Here is a 19,796-nt window from a genome sequence, read left to right on the forward strand (position 1 = left end):
CTAGACTTCACTTTCTGCCACTTTCATCATGATGGCACATTCCATGCGTTTTTTAAACAGCTCACAGCCGTACTCATAGATGCCCGTAATGCTGCCGGTTGCGTGATAAGCGTTTGCGGCACAGCCACCAGAGCAATACAGTTTTGCCCAGCAATCTTTGCACTCAGGGCGTGCATAGGCATTGCACTGTTTAAACTCATCGCGCACCGCGGTATTGGTGACGCCATCCCAAATGTTGCCCATGCTGTATTTTTCATCGCCAACAAACTGGTGGCAGGGGTAAAGCTCGCCCCAGGGGGTAACGGCCATATATTCGGTACCGGAGCCACAGCCAGAAATGCGTTTGTAAATGCAAGGGCCGTGGGTAAGGTCGATCATGTAATGATAAAAAGTAAAGCCGTGGCCCTCTTTTTTACGTTTTAGCATTTCAGTCGCAAGCAGCTCATACTGGCGGAACAGCTCCGGCAAATCTTGCTCTGTCAGTGCATACGGGTCTTCGGGAGCACAAACAACCGGCTCCATGCTCAGCTCGGTAAAGCCCATATCGGCCATGTGGAAAATGTCGTTCGTAAAATCCACATTGGCGTGGGTAAATGTGCCGCGCATATAGTAGCCTTTGCCGCCGCGGCTTTCCACCAGCTTTTTAAACTTGGGCACAATGGTGTCATAGCTGCCTTCGCCAGCGTAGTTCACACGCAGGCGGTCATGTACTTCTTTGCGTCCGTCAAGGCTCAACACTACGTTGTGCATCTCTTTGTTCGCAAATTCAATCACATCGTCATCAATCAGAACACCATTGGTGGTAAGGGTGAAACGAAATTTCTTGTGATGAATCGGTTCCTGCTCACGGGCATAAGCCACCAGCTGTTTTACTACATCCCAGTTCATCAGCGGTTCGCCGCCGAAGAAATCCACCTCAAGATTGGTACGTGTGCCGGAATGAGCGATAAGAAAATCAAGCGCCTGCTTGCCAACTTCAAAGCTCATCAGTGCACGGTCGCCCTGATATTTGCCCTGGCTGGCAAAGCAGTACGAGCAGTTGAGGTTGCAGGTGTGGGCCACGTGCAGGCAAAGGGCCTTCACGACCTCATTTTTATTTTTAAAGTCAAACGCGAGGTCGGCATAAGTATCCTCGGTGAACAGTTTTTTGTCATTTTTCAGTGTTTCAATGTCTTCATAGCAGGCGGCAAGCTCTTCGCGGGTAACATCGGCGCGGTCTGCGTATTTCTGAAGCATCGCTGCAACAATTTCCTCACGCGGGGTGGTGCTGTAAAGAGCAATCATGTCATAAGCCACTTCGTCCACCACGTGAACAGCGCCGCTGCAGGTATCGAGAACGATATTATATCCGTTGAGTTGATATTGATGAACCATCTTTGTTTCCTCGTTTCTTATAAAAAAGCGCAAAACTGCAGGGCTTGCAGCGCTGCGCCCATATAAACTGTAAGGGGACGAAAACCCCTGCACAGAAAAACTGCCGCCTCAGTGTAAGGCGGCAGTTCGTTCCAAAAATCTTACTTGTTGTTTTCGCACTCCTGGTTAGCCACGCCGCAGGAAGTTTTGCAAGCAGACTGGCAGGAAGTCTGGCACTCACCGCAGCCGCCGTTTTTTGCGCTCTCGCAGAGGTTGCGGGTTTCGATCGTTTTGATTCTTTCCATGATGATATCTCCCATCTTTTTTGCTCTTGCGCTGCGCTGTTGATAGGCCAAACTACTTTCATTTATAGTAAGCCTGTTTCACTTTGCACGCTAAAATTCATATTTTTAAATGTAACATATTCCCCCTTTTCTGTCAAGGTGTGCGGGGGCGAAAACGCAGCGCGCAGAGTCTTTTGGAAAAGTTTATGCAGGCAGTTGACAAATTATCGCTTGCCCGCTAAAATTAGTTAAGCTATTTTAATTAAATTTGGTTAACTAATTGGAAGGACTGTATATGGATTTACAAGAAACGCTAAACCGCTACTTTTACAACCAAACAATTAACGAGCTGCGGCTGATGAACGAATCTGCTTCTGATTTGACTATCTCTTATAACAGCCTGCTCTACCTTGATATTATCTCCTGCATGCCGCAATGCACCGTGAGCGCTCTCGCTTCGGCGCTGCACGTTTCAAAGTCTGCTGTTACAATGAAGATCGGTGAACTCGCAGCACAAGGATTAATTGTCAAAACACAAAGCAGCGAGGATAAGCGGATTTTTCATTTAACCTTAAGCCCTGAGGCTGGAGAGATTTATAAGTTTTACGATGCCGCTTTGTATCGCGCTGTGCAAAAGGCGCAAAGCACCTACACCCCGGCAGAACTGGATACGTTTTGCCGCATTTTAAACGACATTGGCGCAGCCTACATTGAAAAAACAGCTTCGTCACAGCCTCTTGCGCCCTAAGTTTCAAGCACTTTTCGAAAGGATTTTTTATTTTATGCAAAACAAACTTGGGCAGGATTTCACCCTGCCCCGATTGCTACGTTTTACCGCCCCTTCTGCATTAATGCTGATGTTTATGGCGCTTTACCAGATGGTGGACGGCATCTTCGTTTCCAACTTTGTCGGCGAAAACGCACTTTCGGCGTTGAACATCGCCTACCCAATCCCCAGTGTGTTGATTGCAGTTTCCGTCATGCTCTCCACCGGCGGCAGCGCACTGGTTGCCCGTACCATGGGCGAGAAAAAGCCCCAACAGGCAAAACAAGACTTTTCACTCATTGTTGTAACTGGTGTAATCATCGGCATTCTTTTTGCGGTTGTCGGGCTATGCTTTCTCCCCTCGCTGGTGCGCGCCCTCGGTGCAACCGACCTGCTGTATGAGGACTGCTATAATTACCTGTTTCCGCTTATCGTCTCTGCACCGGCGGCAATGCTGCAAATGCAGTTTCAGGGCTTTTTGGTCACCGCAGGCAAACCGCATCTCGGCTTGGCGCTCACGGTCATTGGCGGCGTAATCAACCTGCTGCTCGACTATCTGTTTATCGTAGAGCTGAAAATGGGCGTTACAGGTGCAGCGCTCGGTACCGCTGCCGGATACATTGTGCCGGCAATGATCGGCCTTTGCTACTTCGCCTTTGTTAGAAAAGGCTCACTTTGCCTTGTTCGCCCGAAATTTCGGCCTGCGGCCTTGGGCGAAGCCTGCTTTAACGGCTCTTCCGAAATGGTCACCAATCTTGCGGTTGCCATTACCACGCTGATGTTTAACAAAATCATGCTTGCCTACCAAGGTGAAAACGGTGTTGCAGCCATTACCATCGTGCTTTATGCGCAATTTCTGCTAACGGCAATTTTCATCGGTTTTTCCAGCGGGGTGGCCCCTCTTTTCAGCTATAATCACGGCAATAAAAACTATGTGCAGATTCAAAAATTGTTCCGCAGCAGTTTATGGCTTATCGGCACTTTTTCAGTGCTGATGTTTGCCGTCGCATTTTTGTTTGCGGTGCCGATTATTTCTGTTTTCACAAGGCCGGACAGCGCAGTTTTTGCGTTGACGGTGCGTGGCTTCCACCTGTTTGCTTTCAGCTATTTAATCACCGGCTTTAATATTTTCGCTTCCAGCCTTTTCACCGCTTTTTCCAACGGCAAAGCCTCGGCGTTTCTATCCTTTTTACGCACCTTTTTATTCCTGATTGCCAGCCTTCTTTTGCTGCCGCGTCTGCTTGGTGCTGACGGCATCTGGCTTTCGGTTCCGCTGGCAGAGCTGCTTTCTCTGGTGGTTGCCGTGTGGCTGGTTATAGCAAATCGCGATTATTATCAATACTATTAAAAAAGAGGGTTTAATATGGGCTTGCTGCTAAAACCTGTTACGCGAGCTAACCGTGCCGCCGTACTTGCTCTGCGGATTCAAAAGTCACAAGAGGGCTTTGTGGAAACACCCGCTCGCTGCCTCAAAGAAGCTTTTTGGTGCCGTTTGTGGCGCCCGGTAGGCATCTATGATGCAGAAACACTAATTGGATTTGCAATGTATGGGCGCTTTCCTTGGGAGGGCTCTGGCGGGCGTGTTTGGCTTGACCGTTTTCTCATTGACGAAAAACATCAGGGCTGCGGGTATGGCAAACAGTCCCTACACTTACTGGTAGCTACGCTTTTCCACACCTACCGCTGCGATGAGATTTTTCTGAGCATCTATGAAACCAACCAACTTGCCGCGCACCTTTATGCCGAATTTGGTTTTGCCTATAATGGCGAGCTGGATCTGCACAAAGAAAAAATTATGGTGCTGCAAAAAGAAACTTATCTTTCACGTTTTGGCCCGCTGTAATCTAAGCGGCTGATAACCGGCAGCTCTTATAATACAATATATAAACAAAAAAAGAGGCATCTGTTTACGATGCCTCTTTTTTATTTTAGCCATACAGCTCTCGCCCATAGTGCTGATTTATTTACCGCGCAAACTCTGCGTAAATAGCACGAATAGCTTCTTCCATGCGCGTGTCTTCTACCCCCACCCAGGTGCTCAACTCTCCGCTTCCCTGGTTTAGCATCACAACCGGAATATCCTGCTGGCGCAGTGCGGTGTAGATGCGGGTAAGTGTGGCGCGGTTGTGGATAATACCATAGCCAACCAGCACAATGCCTGCAAGCTGGCGCTCAATGGTAAGCGAATGTAAAATACCAAGCTGCTCAATTTCTTTTACCAGTTGGGTGCGCACTGCATCCAGCTGACGCGTTTCTGCCATTAAGCAGATGTTATTAATGCCGGAGGGCAGATATTGAAAGTTGAGCCCGCAGTTTTTGGCAGCCTGTAATACGCCTTGGGCAAAGGTTTCGCTACGGTCGGGCAGTTCTTTTTCTGCCACCAGCAAACTAAAGCCTTTTTTGCCTGCAATGCCTGCAAAAATCGCAAAATCTTCGCGTTGCACCGCGGTGCAGGTAATCATGGTGCCGGGGTGCTCGGGGCAATTGGTGTTGCGGATATTGGTCGGAATGCCTGCCCGGCTCACCGGATGTACGCTGTCTTCATGCAGCACCGTAGCGCCTGCACGGCTCAGCTCGTGCATTTCGTGATAAGTGATGTGGCTGATGGGACGCGGATTAGGAACAATGCGCGGGTCAGCCATCAAAAAGCCCGAAACATCGGTCCAGTTTTCGTACAGCTCTGCATGTGCAGCACGGGCGGCAATTGCGCCGGTAATGTCGCTGCCCCCGCGGGAGAATACGCAGACAGCCCCTTCCGGTGTGCTGCCGTAAAAGCCGGGCAACACCACATGCTCATGCGCAGCAAACTGTTTTGCCAGCATTGTGTTGGTTTTTTCGGCATCAAGGCTGCCGTTTGCATCAAAAAAGATAACGTCAGCAGCGTCCAGAAAGTCATAGCCGAGGTAATCGGCCAGCAGCAATCCGTTTAGGTATTCCCCGCGGCTGGCGCAGTAGTCCGCCGAGGCACCCGCCTTGATGTTGGCTACAATCTCATCTAAATAAGGAACAAGATCAATCGAAAGGCCCAAGGCTTTCGCAATTTCAGTGTACCGTTTGCCGATACGCGCAAAGGTTGCCTCAAACGATTCCCCTGCCGCCTGCTCGGCGTGGCAGCGATACAAAAGGTCGGTTACTTTATCGTCTTCATCGAAGCGGCGACCCGGCGCGCTTGGCACGATGACCGTACGGCGGCTATCCAGTCCGATGATATTTCGCACTTTTTCAAACTGTGCTGCGTCTGCCAGCGAGCTGCCGCCGAATTTTGCTACGATCATCTTAAAATCTCCCTTACCAGCAGCAGAGCGGCCAGTAACACCTGCCCGCTCTGCCCCGTTTTATTCAATCAAAACACACCGCAGCTTTGTTAAGAAAGCCGCCCTTTAAAATCCTGATACCCGAAGCGGCGCACAGTTTCGATGCTGCCGTCGCAGTGCCGCAATGCAATGGAGGGCAAACACATACCGTTAAAGGTATTGTTTTTCACCATCGAATAAATCGCCATGTCTTCGAAAATGAGTTTATCTCCCACCGCAAGCGGCGCATCAAACGAGTAGTCGCCAATTACGTCGCCCGCAAGGCAGGTAGCCCCCGCCAACCGGTAGGTATAGGCCTTTTCGTCCGGTTTTCCACTGTGATACAGCGGCGGGCGGTAAGGCATTTCAATTACATCCGGCATGTGGCAGGCCGCCGAAGCGTCCAGCAGCGCAATATCAATGCCATTGTGCACAATGTCCAGTACTGAAGCCACCAGATAACCCGCATTCAGCGCCACCGCCTCGCCAGGTTCAAAATAAACTTCTACGCCGTACTTTTCTTTAAAGCGACGCACACAGGCAATCAGCGCTTCACGGTCGTAATCGGCACGTGTAATGTGGTGTCCGCCGCCGAAATTAACCCACTTCATCTGGGGTAAAAATGCTCCAAACTTCTCTTCCACCGCAGCCAGTGTTTCAATCAATGCATCACTGTTCTGCTCGCAGAGGGTGTGAAAGTGCAGCCCTTCGATACCGGCTAAAAGTTCGGGACGAAAGTTTTCGCGGGTTACACCGAGCCGCGAGCCGTCGGCGCAGGGGTCATAGATGCCATGCTCCTGTGTCGAGTGCTGCGGGTTGATACGGATGCCGCAGCTTTTGCCGGCTGCGAGGGCTTTTTCGCGATATTTCTGCCACTGTGCAAATGAGTTAAAGCTAATATGGTCGCAAAATTGAAGCACTTCGTCAAACTCATGCTCGAGATAAGCAGCAGAGAAGATGTGCGTTTCGCCGCCCATCTCTTCAAAACCCAGCTTTGCTTCAAACAAACCGCTGGCGGTGGTACCCGCAAGATACTTGCCGATGAGCGGATAAATCGCAAACATCGAAAAGGCCTTTTGTGCAAGCAAAATTTTACAGCCTGCTTTTTCTGCTACATCGCGCAGCAGAGTCAGGTTTTCGGTAAGCCGCGCCTCATCCACTACATAGCAGGGCGTGGCAACCTCGTATAAGCTTTTTTCCATTAGTCCACCAGTGTCGGGTTAAAATCCTCTTCCCAAGGCAGGCCCCACTTGTTGAGTGCTGCCATAAACGGATCCGGATCGAACTCTTCGATGTTCCATACACCGGGTTTATTCCAGGTGCCGTTCATTACCAGCATTGCGCCAATCATAGCCGGCACACCTGTGGTGTAAGAAATTGCCTGGCTGCCCACTTCTTTATAGCATTCCTGATGGTCGCAGACGTTGTAGAGGTAATAGGTTTTCTCTTTGCCGTCCTTCACTCCCTGAAAGATGCAGCCAATGTTGGTTTTGCCCACAGTGCGGGGGCCAAGGCTTGCGGGGTCCGGCAGTACTGCTTTGAGGAATTGCAGCGGAACAATCTGTTTGCCTTCGTACTCAATCGGCTCAATCGAAGTCATGCCGACATTTTCGAGGCATTTGAGGTGGGTCAGGTAGCTCTGCCCGAAGGTCATGAAAAAGCGGATACGCTTGATGCCTTTGAGGTTTTGGCCAAGGCTTTCCAGCTCTTCGTGGTGCAGCAGGTACATATCTTTTTTGCCGACCTCTGCAAAGTCGTACTCGCGCTTAATCTCCATGGGTTTGGTTTCTACCCACTCGCCGTTCTCCCAATAGCTGCCGTTTGCAGAAACTTCGCGAATGTTAATCTCCGGGTTAAAGTTGGTCGCAAACGGGTAGCCGTGGTCGCCGCCATTGCAATCGAGGATATCAAGGTAGTGAATCTCATCGAACTGGTGCTTTTGTGCATACGCCGCAAAAACGCCGGTCACGCCCGGGTCAAAGCCGCTGCCAAGCAGTGCGCAGATGCCAGCTTCTTTAAATTTCTCGCGGTATGCCCACTGCCATTTGTACTCAAACTTAGCAGTGTCCAGCGGCTCGTAGTTGGCGGTATCGATATAGTGGGTTTTGGTAGCAAGGCAGGCGTCCATAATGGTGAGGTCCTGATACGGCAGCGCAAGATTCAGCACTACATCGGGATTGAATTCGTTGATCAGCGCAATCAGCTCTTCCACATTATCCGCATCCACTTTTGCTGTGTGGATTTTTGTTTTGGTGGTGCCCTGCAGCTTTTCTTTCAGCGCGTCGCATTTGGATTTGGTGCGGCTCGCAATCATAATCTCTTCAAATACGCTGCTGTTCTGGCAGCATTTGTGGATGGCAACACTGGCGACACCGCCGCAGCCGATAATCATACATTTTCCCATGGTTTATGCTCCTTTATTTGCAATTTGCAGTAAAATCTCTCGGGTGATTTTGCAAGCGACTGCCGTAGAGGCACCGCTTTGGTCATAATGGGGAGAAAGCTCGTTGATGTCGCAGCCGACAATGTTCAACCGGTGCAGCTGCAGCACAGCGTCGAGCAGTTCTTTAAAAGTGATGCCGCCAGCTTCCGGCGTGCCGGTACCGCAGAAAATCGAGGGGTCCAGCACATCAAGGTCCAGCGAAAAATAAACCGGTTTGCCCTTCAGCGCGGCTACCGTCTGCTCAAAACCGTTCAGGTCAAATTTGTGCAGGTCGGTATGCTGTTTTGCAAACTCAAACTCGTATTTTTCTCCGCTGCGAATACCAAACTGGTGCAGCCTGCCATCGCCTATCAGATTCCACACCTGTTTCATCACAGTGGAATGGGACAACTGCTCGCCGAGGTAATCTGTGCGCAGGTCGGTGTGTGCATCAAAGTGGATGACATGCAAATCCGGGTATTGCTCTGCCACTGCGCGCACCGTGCCGAGGGTGACCAGATGCTCACCGCCCAGCATCACCGGGCATTTGCCGTCACGCAAAAGCTGTGCTGTGTAATCCCGGGTAAGTTCCAGCACCTTTTCGGCATTGCCAAACGGCAGCTCTAAATCACCGCCGTCAAAAATGCTGCAATCCACAAGGTCGCGGTCGCTATACGGCGAATAGGTTTCGATGCCGAAGGATTCGCCGCGCATGGCTGCCGGGCCAAAGCGTGTGCCGGGCCGAAAAGAGGTTGTGCCATCAAACGGTACGCCAAACAGTACGGTATCCGCTTCGCTGTAATCTGCCTCGCAGGCAAGGAAGGTGTGGACATTCTTATTCATCTTGCAGCATCTCCTTTACATAGGTTGGCAGACAAAAAGCGCCGGAGTGTAAATCGGTATTATAATAACGGGTACGAATTTTTGCCTCGTTCCAGTGCTGTGCCTGCAAGTCGCGCATCGGGTGCAGCGTTTTGGTGGCAAAGCCAAACAACCAGTGCCCCGAAGGATAGGTCGGAATATGTGCCTGGTAAACAAAGCTGCCCGGGAACACCTGTGAAATGCGCCTGTGTGCGGCTTTCATCGCCTTCGCATCGTCCTCGTAAAAGGGACTCTCATGCTGGTTGATTAAAATGCCCTGCTCAGTAAGCGCAGAAAAGCAGCTGCCGTAAAATTCTTTTGTAAAAAGCACCTCTCCGGGGCCAAACGGATCGGTAGAATCGACAATGATAAGGTCATAGGCCGCATCGGTATGGCGGACAAATTTCAGCCCGTCCTGAAAATGTAGATGCACACGCGGGTCATCAAAGCCACAGGCGGTTTGCGGCAGGTACTGCTGGCAAACCCGTACCACACGCTCATCAATCTCTACAATATCGATGCACTCAATGCCGGGATATTTCGTCAGCTCGCGGGCAACGCCGCCGTCGCCTGCGCCAATCACCAGTACCCGTTTCATGTCGGGATTCACCGCCATAGCAGGGTGAGTAATCATCTCGTGGTAGATAAATTCGTCCCGCTCGGTCATCATCATAATGCCATCCAGTGTTAAAAAGCGGCCAAACTCCGGCGATTCAAAAATGGATATCTCCTGGTAATTGCTTTTCTCATTATGCAGCTGACGCGCTACCTTAATCGAAAACCGTACGTTGGGGGTATGGTATTCACTGTACCACAAATCGTCCATTTCATTCTCCTTTCAATACATTCAGCCGGCTTACGTCCATACTTTCCGGCCCGGTAATCACGCAGCCTTTTTCTTTGGCATAGCGGATATAGGCAATCACTTCAGGGGTGATACGCTCACCCGGGGCAAGGATGGGAATGCCCGGTGGATAGCACATGACGAACTCGGTGCAAACCTCGCCAGCACATTCGTTAAGTGGCAGGCTGCGCTTTTCTGCGTAAAATGCAGTTTGCGGAGACATCACGACCACTGGGCTGATATATTCGCTTTCGAGCATGTCCTTGTTGTCTTTTTTATAAATGCGGCGAATCTCTGCAAGTGCACTGATGAGCCGCTCGATATTTTTGTTTTTATCGCCAACCGAAATATAGGCAAGAATATTGCCCAGATCACCAAACTCGATTTGAATGCCATACTCGTCGCGCAGCAGGTCATATACTTCGATGCCTGCAAGACCAAGCGGCAAGGTATTGACCGAAAGCTTGGTGGTATCAAAATCGTACACGCTGTCGCCGTTGACCAGCTCTTTCGAATAAGCGTAGTAATCGCCTATATCGTTGATTTCTGCACGTGCGTATTCCGCAAAATTTTTCACCTTTTCAAAAATCTCTTCGCCCCGCAGTGCAAGGTTACGGCGAGAAATATCAAGGCTTGAAAGCAACAGATAGGAGCCGCTGGTAGTCTGCGTGAGATTGATGATTTTGCGCACATAGTCCGCATTCACCTGCGGCCCGCACAGCAACAATGAGCTTTGGGTCAACGACCCGCCGGATTTGTGCATGCTGACTGCTGCAAGGTCTGCCCCAGCTGCCATGGCAGAGATAGGCATCCCCTTGCCAAAATAAAAATGGGTGCCATGGGCCTCGTCCGCAAGTACCCGCAAGCCATTTTGGTGCGCAATTGTGGTAATCGTCGCAAGGTCTGAGCAGATGCCGTAATAGGTGGGGTTATTGACGAGGATTGCTTTCGCTGCTGGATGCGCAGCAATGGTGCGCTGCACGTCAGCAACCGACATGCCAAGCGAGATGCCAAGCTTTTTATCGGTTTGGGGATTGATATAAACCGGCACCGCACCGCAGAGCACCAGCGCATTAATCACGCTTTGGTGTACGTTGCGGGGCAGAATAATCTCCTCGCCGCTTTTAACGCTGGCCAGAATCATTGCCTGCACAGCAGAAGTGGTACCGCCTACCATAAAAAAAGCGTGTGCGGCACCAAATGCCTCAGCTGCAAGCTCTTCTGCTTCTTTAATTACGCTGACCGGGTGGCAGAGATTGTCCAGCGGCTTCATCGAGTTAACGTCTACCGAAAGGCACTGCTCGCCCAAAAATGCAGTCAGCTCCGGGTTTCCTTTGCCGTGTTTATGGCCCGGCACATCAAACGGAACTAGCCGGTCGTGCCGCATGCGCTCCAGCGCTTCCAACAGCGGCGCTCTGGTCTGGTCTTTCAACGCGCTACCTCCCCATAAATATTAGAACCGCTGAAAATCTCAATCATTTCGCGGCGCAAAGAGTTGGTAATATCCAGCCGGGTTTTGGGCGGAATTTCATAGACATCCGAGTTGAACAGGTAATTTTGCAGTACGATGTCTTTAATGAGCATTTTGGTGTGAAAAATATTCGACTGGTAAACGTTGACGTCGATGGCGTCGTACTTTTGCAAGGTGGTGTTGTCGATATAATCCTGAATGGAAGTGATGTTATGGTCGATGAACAGCTTTTGACCTTGCATATCCCGCGTAAAGCCGCGCACCCGGTAATCCATCGTGATAATATCAGAATCAAAACTGCCGATGAGGAAATCCAGCGTAGAAAGCGGGGTAATCTCACCGCAGGTGGCAACGTCGATATCAACGCGGAAGGTTGCAATAGAGGTTTCCGGATGATACTCCGGATAGGTATGCACGGTAACATGGCTCTTGTCCAGGTGCGCAACAACAGTTTCGCCACTGCGGGTTTTCACCATGCTTTCTTCGGCAATCAAAAAAGTGACGCTCGCGCCCTGCGGCTCATAGTCCTGTTTTGAAATATTCAGCACCGTTGCGCCAATCATTTCGGTAAGGCGGGTCAAAATTGCAGTTAAACGCTCAGAGTTGTACTGCTCGTTGATATATTTAATATAATCCTGCTGTTCGCGCGCTGTTTTGGCATAACAGATATCGTAGATGTTAAAACTCAACGATTTTGTGAGGTTATTAAAGCCATACAGTTTCATTTTTTCTACCAATTTCAAAACCTCCAAACAAAAAAAAGATGTGTCACAGCGTACTGTGGCACATCTTATAAAATCGTTCAATGATTGTATTCTGGTTTGGGTAAGCGCGCAAAGCCCCTGTGAAATAATATCACGTAAGACGATGCAGAATTCCAGAAATTTTCAGAGTCTATATAGCAAGAACTACTTTTACTACTCTTATTGACCGTTTCACAAGTGTGTACCCGAAGTACACTTGGTTATGAAGTAACCAACTGGCAATTTAGTTGCCAACTTATAAAAGTTGCGCTTTTAACGCAATCAATAATGCGGAGCAAGCTCCACGATCGGCAGTTGACCCGGCTGTCCGTATGGCCTCGAGCTTCTAAAAAAGAAACTGGTCAAAATGTCCTCGCTATATGCGATTGAAAACAAGCTAATTCTACGGGATACTAAATGCTTTGTCAAGTGTTTTTTTGTGATTTAAATGTTATCTTTACACCCAAACAGCTATGCGGCACCGGGGCAAACATATAATGTGTACCGATGCAATAAAGGGATTAAAAACTATTGACCGCAGTGAATTTACAGGGCTACTTTTAATATGGATTTTTATTTCTTCCCGCATTGATGGGTTGGTCATATTCCGGCTGTTTCACCTGCGCCGCCAGAAAATCAGTTCCCTGTTTTGGAGTTCATCTTTTTAATGGCCCAAATTGATGCGGCGAGCATAACAGCGTAAAAGGCCCCAAAAGGCAGAACAGTAAAAATATCTGTAGGATATGGAGAAATCACTCGTCCTGTCACAAGACTGCTCAGCATCGAAGCCGGCATAAACAGCCCGATCGCAAGATTTGTTATTTGCAGCCAAACAGCTGGTTCTGCACCAGCCAAAAGCCGCCCGATAAAATACCCGGCAAGGCCCACTACCTGCACAATCATACCGCCTACAATCGCAACACCGGTCTGCTGGTCGTACCAGCCGCCAAATGCCAGCAGCAGACCAATCAGCAAAAAGCCTGTGGCACCAAAAAAGAGAATTTGTGCAGTTAATGCGTGATCTTTTTGCACCGGCACGGGTTCGGGCAAGGGGCTTTTCACGTTTTCTTTTAAAAGAAAATCTGTGGTAACATTAAAAAACTCACTAAGCTGAATCAGATATTCAAGGTCCGGGTTTGATTCGCCCAGCTCCCACTTGGATACAGCTTGCCGGGATACGGAAAGCTCCGCTGCAAGCTGCTCTTGTGACAGCCCTTTTGTCTTTCTGAGGGTTTGCAATTTTTCGCCGAATGCCATAAAGCACCTCCTGTATTGTTTGCCCCAAGTTTAGCGTATTATGTGGTTGCGCGCCACCATTTTAAACTGGAACTTTCGCAACCAGCCGTTGCATCGCTTGATTTTAGCCACTTTTTTCAGCTTACTGCTGCACTTAGGCCACCCATACAATCAGCTCGGCAAAATGCACACCTCAACCCGTTTTTTTTAAAGCACCTCGTTAATCGAAGCAACACAGCGGCGCACCGCTTCATCAATTTCTTCTTTGCTGATGACAAGCGGCGGGTTAAAGTACAGCACGTTACCCAGCGGGCGCAAAATGAGACCGTTCGCCAGTGCTTTTTTATAAATTTGATAACCCATGCGCAAGGAGGAGTCAAATTCGGTTTTGGTTTTTTTATCGCTCACCAGCTCAATTGCGTTGATGAGACCAATGTGTCGAATTTCGCCAACATTTGGGTGGTCTAGCAATGCATTGCAAAGCTGCTCATGCAGGTATTCTGCCTGCACCGCTGCCTTTTCAAGAATCTGCTCTTCACGCAGAATTTTCTGCACTGCCAGTGCTGCGCGGCAGCCCAGCGGGTTACCGCTGTAGGTGTGGCTGTGCATAAAGGCTTTGCCTTCATTATAGTCTGCATAAAAGGCATTGTAAACCTCGTTGGTGGTAACGGTGATGGCCATTGGCATATAACCACCGGTAAGGCCTTTAGAGATACAGATAATATCCGGCGAAATGCCCGCATGGTCGCAGGCAAACATTTTACCGGTACGTCCAAAACCGGTTGCAATTTCGTCCGCAATCAGCAGCACATGATAACTGTCGCACAAGGCGCGCAGCTTTTTCAGGTAAACCGGTGGGTAAATACGCATACCGGCGCTGCCCTGCAACAGCGGCTCAATAATAATGCCACAGGTTTCGTGTGCGTGCTGTTCAAACATTTTTTCTGCGTGTTCAAAGCACTCGGCATCGCAATTATCACGGCACTTGCCGTAGGGGCAGCGGTAGCAATCGGGTGCTTCTACATGCAGTACATCCATTAGCATCGGTTTATAGATTTTTGCATACAGATCCATGCTGCCCACTGAAAGTGCGCCGATTGTTTCGCCGTGGTAGCCTTCGGAAAGGCACATAAATCGCTTTTTCTCTTGGTGTCCGGTTTGGTACTGGTACTGAAACGCCATTTTCAGAGCACACTCTACCGCCGCCGAGCCGTTGTCTGAAAAATTAAACTTTTCAAGGCCTGCGGGCAAAACCTTGCTCAGCTCTTCGCAAAGACGAATGGCAGGCTCGTGGGTGAGATTTGCAAAAATCACATGCTCCAGCTTGTCCAGTTGGTCTTTGATTTCGGCATTAATTTTCGGGTTGCAGTGCCCCAGCAGGTTGCACCACCACGAGCTCACCACGTCAATATAGTCTTTACCGTTTTCGTCATAAAGCATCACGCCTTTTGCATGGTCGATGACAATAGGAGCAAGCTCCTCGTAATCCTTCATCTGCGAACAGGGATGCCAAATGTACTTTAGGTCTTTTTCAACTAAATTCATGGTTTCCTCTCTTTCTAGCGGTGCGTTGCATCGCTGCATGGTCTAACGTATCAAAATAAATTAGGCAGTAATTGAACCAAAGCGTCCGCGCAGTATCGGAATCAAACGTTTTGCAAGCACCGCTGCTACCACGCAAAGCAGAATATCGCCAGGCACTGCCAGTACAAAGCAATATAAAAACAGTGTCCACAGCCCAATGCCGGTGCCAAGGTAGAAGGTGCTGATGGCCCAGTAATATACCATACCTGCTGCATAGACAATCAAAAGGCCGATGAAGTTTGCTGCAAGTAGCCGCTTGTAAGATGGATTTTCGGTTTTGTTGGCAATTTTACCGGTGACATAAGCAGCAATGCAAAAGCCGATGATGTAACCAAAAGTGGGCTGAAAAATATAGCCAATACCACCACCGCTGGTAAACACCGGCAACCCCAGCAAACCGAGAATGATATAAACCAGCACACTGGTTGCACCCAGCGTGCCACCCAAAAGCAACCCTGCAAGCATGGTAAACAAAAACTGCAAAGTAAAGGGCACTACCGGCACCGGAATACGAATAAAGGCCCCTACTGCGGTGAGCGCTGTAAACAAAGCTACTAAAATAAGATTTTTCGTTTTCATAAAAAGGCTCCTGTTTCTTTTTCTCAATTCGGCACGGTACGCTAAGGGCTGGTGCAGACGTCTTTACACCGGCCTTTGGATTTTTGATTGCCGCAACTATGCCGCGCTGTTTATTATATGAAAAAAAAATCCATATGTCAACCAATTTAACGATAATGGTTGACATATAGATTTTCAGGTTTTTATCTTACCCTCTTTACAAAATATTTTTGTCTGCTATTGACAAATCCTGCTTGCTGCTTTAGAATGAAACAAATCAAAACCGCAGCCTTACGGGCTGTGCATACTACAAAAGCTGTGAGGAAGAGGGCCGGGCAAAGGCGCTTTCAGAGAGTCGGCGGCAGGTGTGAGCCGACAGTAAATTTGTCCAATGGTCTATGGCTTCTGAGCTGAGGATTCGAGGGTGATGTTTCACCGTTAGGGTTTCTTCGTGATTGCTGCGTCAAGGCATAGGGCTTCAATAAGTGAGCCTGAAAGTGGTGGCTTTTCGGCCGCAATTTGAGTGGTACCGCGGGTGCTTTTTAAGCTCTCGTCTCAAAGGTTAATTCTTTTGAGGCGGGGGCTTTTTTGTATTTGTTTTGATTTTTTCGGGAAACGGCTGCGTTGCAGCCAAATGCAGCTGTTGTGCAAAGCAACAGCAATTTAGAGGGAGTGTTAAAAATGAAAAACTATCACATCGAAACCAAATGTGTACAGGGCGGTTATACCCCGGGCAACGGCGAGCCTCGCCAGATTCCTATTATCCAAAGCACCACGTTTAAATACAGCACCAGCGAAGATATGGGCAAGCTGTTCAATCTGGAAGCAAGCGGATATTTTTACTCTCGTCTGCAAAACCCCACCTGCGACACCGTAGCCGCTAAAATTTGCGAATTAGAGGGCGGCAGCGCCGCAATGCTGCTGGCTTCCGGCCAGGCAGCATCCTTTTACAGTGTTTTCAACATTGCCTCCTGCGGAGATCATGTGGTTTCCTCCTCTACTATTTACGGCGGCACCTATAACCTGTTCGCTGTCACGATGAAGCGCATGGGCGTAGAGTTTACCTTTGTTTCGCCAGATTGCACCGAGGAAGAGCTCGCCGCTGCATTTCGCCCCAACACCAAAGCTGTTTTCGGCGAAACCATCGCAAATCCTGCACTGACTGTGCTGGACATCGAAAAATTCGCCAATGCCGCGCATGCCCACGGTGTTCCCCTCATCATTGACAACACCTTTGCAACCCCCTACAACTGCCGCCCCATCGAGTGGGGTGCTGATATCGTCACCCATTCCACCACCAAATACATGGACGGTCATGCTTCTGCTGTGGGCGGTTGCATTGTGGATGCCGGCAAATTTGACTGGACAAAATATGCCGAAAAATACCCCGGCCTTTGCACCCCGGACGACAGCTACCACGGTGTGGTTTATACCGAGCGCTTTGGCCTTGCAGGCGCATATATTACCAAAGCGACTGTACAGCTGATGCGCGACCTCGGTTCTTCCCAGTCTCCGCAGAGCGCGTTTTTGCTGAATCTCGGTCTCGAAAGCCTACATGTAAGAATGCAGCGTCATTGCGAAAATGGCCAAAAAGTAGCAGAGTTTTTAGAGGCACACCCGCAAGTCAGCTGGGTCAACTACCCGGGCCTTGCTTCCAGCCCGTACCATGCGTTGGCGCAAAAATATCTGCCCCAGGGCAGCTGCGGCGTAGTAAGCTTTGGTGTAAAAGGTGGCCGCGCCGCTGCTGAAAAAATGATGCAGCATCTCGAAATTGCCGCGATTGAAACGCACGTGGCGGATGCACGCTCCTGCTGCCTGCACCCCGCCAGCTCTACCCACCGCCAGATGAATGATGCAGAACTTGCAGCCGCAGGCGTTTCCGGCGACCTCATCCGCCTTTCTTGCGGGCTGGAAAGCGCAGAGGATTTGATTGCAGACCTCGATAACGCGCTTAGCCAGATTTAAAGTATTATAAATAAAGGAGAACGCCCTCGTGCCTATCAAGATACCGAACGATTTGCCCGCCACCCGCGTGCTTTGCAACGAAAACATCTTTGTGATGACCGAGATGCGCGCCATGACGCAGGACATTCGTCCGTTGCAAATTTTGCTGCTGAACTTAATGCCCAAAAAGATAGAAACCGAAACACAGCTTTCGCGCCTGCTGGGGAATACGCCTCTGCAGGTCGAGCTGGAGCTGATTCACACCGAAACTTACGAGTCCAAAAACACCTCTGCCGAACATCTGCTTTCTTTTTATAAGTCTTTTGCAGAGGTACGCGACCGCAACTTCGACGGGTTGATTATTACTGGCGCACCGGTAGAACAGATGCCGTTTGAAGAGGTGGAATATTGGCCGGAGCTTTGCGAAATTATGGAGTGGAGCAAAACTCATGTGCACAGCACTTTCCATATTTGCTGGGGCGCACAGGCTGGCCTTTACTATCATTTCGGCATTCAAAAACAGCCGCTGCCCGAAAAGATGTTCGGCATTTTTCCGCACCGGGTAGATTACACTCGTTCAATTTTATTTCGCGGCTTTGATGAAACCTTTATGGTTCCCCACTCGCGCCACACTACTGTAAAACGTGAGGACCTGGAAGCCATAGACGGGCTAAAGATTCTTGCTTCTTCTGACGAGGCCGGTGTATATGCCGCTTCTACCGCAAATGGCAAGCAGATTTTTGTAATGGGGCATTCAGAATACGACCCGCTGACCCTGCAAAACGAATATCTACGCGATGTTGCTGCCGGCAAAAGCATCGCAATACCGAAGAACTATTACCCGCAGGACGACCCTTCGCGCGCCCCGGTGTTAAGCTGGCGCGCCCATGCAAATTTGCTGTATAGCAACTGGCTGAACTATTTTGTTTACCAAACTACGCCGTACGACATCGGGTCAATCCCCAAAATTCTTCCGTCAGATTCACAAGAATAAAAGCTGCATCAAAATCGGATTTTACATTTATTACAAAATTTGTCATTTTTGTTGACAATCAAAAACGAAATGTGTTATCGTGTAAAAAATCAAATTTTTCGGGAGCGTTCAATATGGGCCTTTCAACTTTTTACAACGTAGTAGTCGTAATTAGCGTTATTATTAGCCTGTTCGTAGTAGTCGTACTGATTATTGCGGCAGGTGAAAATAGCGCTGTTCGTCGTGCTTCGGGTAGAAAGTTGATAGTTCAGACCGGTAGCGTACCGGTCGCGGCTTAGCATACAGCCGTTAAAACGTCAAACCGTGAAACCAGAAAGCCTTTGGCAGCAGCCAAAGGCTTTTTTGTTTTTATAAAATTCGTCGATAAAAAAGGAGAGATTTGGGATGGAAAAACAAAACATCGATTGGAGTAACCTCGGATTTGGTTACATGGCAACTGACAAGCGCTTTTCTGCAATGTACCGCAATGGCGCATGGGAGGAAGGCCGTCTGGTAGATGACCCGATGCTGCACGTTTCTGAAAGCGCCGGTGTGTTGCAGTATGCACAGACCTGCTTTGAGGGACTGAAGGCCTACACTACCAAAGACGGACACATCGTCACCTTCCGCCCGGAGCTGAATGCTGCCCGTATGGACGACAGCTGCGAGCGTCTTGAAATTCCGAAATTGCCGGAGGGAATGTTCCTGCGCGCAGTAGAAGAAACCGTACGTGCAAACGCCGCTTTCGTGCCGCCTTATGGCTCTGGCGCCACTTTATACCTGCGCCCTTTCATTGCCGGTACCGGCCCTGTCATCGGCGTTGCCCCGGCACCCGAGTATGAGTTCCGGGTCTTTTGCACCCCGGTTGGCCCGTACTTCAAAGGCGGTGCAAAACCCATCAAACTGATGGTAAGCGATTTTGACCGCGCTGCCCCGAACGGCACCGGCCACATCAAAGCAGGCCTTAACTATGCAATGAGCCTGTACGCTTCTCATTACGCCAAAAGCCGCGGCTTTGCAGAAAATCTTTATCTCGATGCTGCAACCCGTACCAAAGTAGAAGAGACCGGCGGCGCAAACTTTATCTTTGTCACCCGTGACAATAAACTGGTCACCCCCAAATCTCCCTCCATCCTTCCTTCCATCACCCGTCGTTCTCTGCTAACCGTTGCAAAGGATTACCTTGGCATGGAAGTGGAAGAACGTGAAGTACCGTTTGAAGAAGTAAAAGATTTTGCCGAATGCGGCCTTTGCGGCACAGCGGCTGTCATCTCTCCTGTCGGGCTAATCGACGACCACGGCAGTGAGATTCGTTTCTCTTCCGGCATGGAAGAAATGGGCCCTGTTCTGCGCCGTCTGTATGATGCACTCACCGGCATTCAAATGGGCTCTCTGCCTGCGCCGGAAGGCTGGCTGCACACCATAATTTGACCCTATAAATTTTGACGGATATTTTCAATTAAA

19 protein-coding genes are annotated in these 19,796 nt (G+C 49.6%); 6 read left to right on the forward strand and 13 right to left on the reverse strand.

Translation table 11 applies throughout. From position 1 onward, the window contains the following. On the reverse strand, positions 1–1,374 hold the full coding sequence (gene scfB, locus C1A11_RS03440; RefSeq protein ID WP_102049005.1) for a thioether cross-link-forming SCIFF peptide maturase: 1,374 nt from the start codon (positions 1,372–1,374) through the stop codon (positions 1–3). Positions 1,375–1,514: 140 nt separating this feature from the next. Beyond that, the gene (gene scfA, locus C1A11_RS03445) at positions 1,515–1,658 is read right to left on the reverse strand and encodes a six-cysteine ranthipeptide SCIFF (protein ID WP_102049237.1); all 144 of its coding nucleotides are present in this window, start codon (positions 1,656–1,658) and stop codon (positions 1,515–1,517) included. A gap of 274 nt (positions 1,659–1,932) precedes the next feature. Here scfA and C1A11_RS03450 point away from each other — a divergent pair, with 274 nt between their 5' ends. From C1A11_RS03450 to C1A11_RS03460, 3 genes are read left to right on the forward strand one after another with little or no spacing between them, the layout of a single operon-like run. Then, positions 1,933–2,385, forward strand: coding sequence for a MarR family winged helix-turn-helix transcriptional regulator (locus C1A11_RS03450; RefSeq protein ID WP_102049006.1), 453 nt, complete (start codon positions 1,933–1,935; stop codon positions 2,383–2,385). Positions 2,386–2,419: 34 nt separating this feature from the next. Continuing rightward, positions 2,420–3,751, forward strand: coding sequence for an MATE family efflux transporter (locus C1A11_RS03455; protein ID WP_102049007.1), 1,332 nt, complete (start codon positions 2,420–2,422; stop codon positions 3,749–3,751). 15 nt (positions 3,752–3,766) lie between these two features. After that, positions 3,767–4,246, forward strand: coding sequence for a GNAT family N-acetyltransferase (locus C1A11_RS03460; protein WP_102049008.1), 480 nt, complete (start codon positions 3,767–3,769; stop codon positions 4,244–4,246). Between the two features lie 121 nt (positions 4,247–4,367). On the opposite strand, the gene C1A11_RS03465 is transcribed toward C1A11_RS03460, so the two are convergent. From C1A11_RS03465 to C1A11_RS03510, 10 genes are all read right to left on the reverse strand, one after another. Then, entirely contained in the window at positions 4,368–5,678 is a 1,311-nt protein-coding gene (locus C1A11_RS03465; protein WP_102049009.1) for an aspartate kinase, read from the reverse strand. 89 nt (positions 5,679–5,767) lie between these two features. Next, positions 5,768–6,898 carry a carboxynorspermidine decarboxylase gene (gene nspC / locus C1A11_RS03470; RefSeq protein WP_102049010.1) on the reverse strand — a complete coding sequence of 377 codons (1,131 nt, stop codon included), beginning with the start codon at positions 6,896–6,898 and terminating at the stop codon, positions 5,768–5,770. After that, positions 6,898–8,100, reverse strand: a complete 1,203-nt coding sequence (locus C1A11_RS03475; RefSeq protein WP_102049011.1) for a saccharopine dehydrogenase family protein — start codon at positions 8,098–8,100, stop codon at positions 6,898–6,900. Before C1A11_RS03475 ends, nspC begins: the two co-directional genes overlap by 1 nt. Before the next feature lie 3 nt (positions 8,101–8,103). After that, the gene (gene speB, locus C1A11_RS03480; protein ID WP_102049012.1) at positions 8,104–8,961 is read right to left on the reverse strand and encodes an agmatinase; all 858 of its coding nucleotides are present in this window, start codon (positions 8,959–8,961) and stop codon (positions 8,104–8,106) included. Further along, entirely contained in the window at positions 8,954–9,805 is an 852-nt protein-coding gene (gene speE, locus C1A11_RS03485) for a polyamine aminopropyltransferase (protein WP_102049013.1), read from the reverse strand. The genes speB and speE overlap by 8 nt, the downstream gene beginning before the upstream one ends. A gap of 1 nt (position 9,806) precedes the next feature. Continuing rightward, on the reverse strand, positions 9,807–11,255 hold the full coding sequence (locus C1A11_RS03490; RefSeq protein ID WP_102049014.1) for an aminotransferase class I/II-fold pyridoxal phosphate-dependent enzyme: 1,449 nt from the start codon (positions 11,253–11,255) through the stop codon (positions 9,807–9,809). Then, positions 11,252–12,019 (reverse strand): adenosylmethionine decarboxylase, encoded by a 768-nt coding sequence (speD, locus tag C1A11_RS03495; RefSeq protein ID WP_341458123.1) that lies wholly within the window; start codon positions 12,017–12,019, stop codon positions 11,252–11,254. Before speD ends, C1A11_RS03490 begins: the two co-directional genes overlap by 4 nt. A 654-nt stretch (positions 12,020–12,673) precedes the next feature. Continuing rightward, complete coding sequence (locus C1A11_RS03500) at positions 12,674–13,294, reverse strand: helix-turn-helix domain-containing protein (protein ID WP_102049016.1); 621 nt, start codon at positions 13,292–13,294, stop codon at positions 12,674–12,676. 186 nt (positions 13,295–13,480) lie between these two features. Further along, positions 13,481–14,818, reverse strand: a complete 1,338-nt coding sequence (bioA, locus tag C1A11_RS03505; protein WP_102049017.1) for an adenosylmethionine--8-amino-7-oxononanoate transaminase — start codon at positions 14,816–14,818, stop codon at positions 13,481–13,483. Between the two features lie 60 nt (positions 14,819–14,878). Next, positions 14,879–15,436, reverse strand: a complete 558-nt coding sequence (locus C1A11_RS03510) for a biotin transporter BioY (RefSeq protein WP_102049018.1) — start codon at positions 15,434–15,436, stop codon at positions 14,879–14,881. 660 nt (positions 15,437–16,096) lie between these two features. On the opposite strand from C1A11_RS03510, the gene C1A11_RS03515 reads away from it, so the two are divergent. Next, on the forward strand, positions 16,097–17,380 hold the full coding sequence (locus tag C1A11_RS03515) for an O-acetylhomoserine aminocarboxypropyltransferase/cysteine synthase family protein (RefSeq protein ID WP_102049019.1): 1,284 nt from the start codon (positions 16,097–16,099) through the stop codon (positions 17,378–17,380). 28 nt (positions 17,381–17,408) lie between these two features. After that, on the forward strand, positions 17,409–18,353 hold the full coding sequence (gene metA, locus C1A11_RS03520) for a homoserine O-acetyltransferase MetA (RefSeq protein ID WP_102049020.1): 945 nt from the start codon (positions 17,409–17,411) through the stop codon (positions 18,351–18,353). A 122-nt stretch (positions 18,354–18,475) separates the two neighbouring features. Here the strand turns inward: metA and C1A11_RS13745 are convergent, their stop codons facing one another. Next, on the reverse strand, positions 18,476–18,634 hold the full coding sequence (locus C1A11_RS13745; protein WP_180950229.1) for a hypothetical protein: 159 nt from the start codon (positions 18,632–18,634) through the stop codon (positions 18,476–18,478). Between the two features lie 82 nt (positions 18,635–18,716). Here C1A11_RS13745 and C1A11_RS03525 point away from each other — a divergent pair, with 82 nt between their 5' ends. Next, the gene (locus tag C1A11_RS03525) at positions 18,717–19,763 is read left to right on the forward strand and encodes a branched-chain amino acid aminotransferase (protein ID WP_278335971.1); all 1,047 of its coding nucleotides are present in this window, start codon (positions 18,717–18,719) and stop codon (positions 19,761–19,763) included. Positions 19,764–19,796: the final 33 nt, after the last annotated feature.

Source organism: Pygmaiobacter massiliensis (genome assembly GCF_900199435.1).
Taxonomy (GTDB): Bacteria; Bacillota; Clostridia; order Oscillospirales; family Ruminococcaceae; genus Pygmaiobacter; species Pygmaiobacter massiliensis.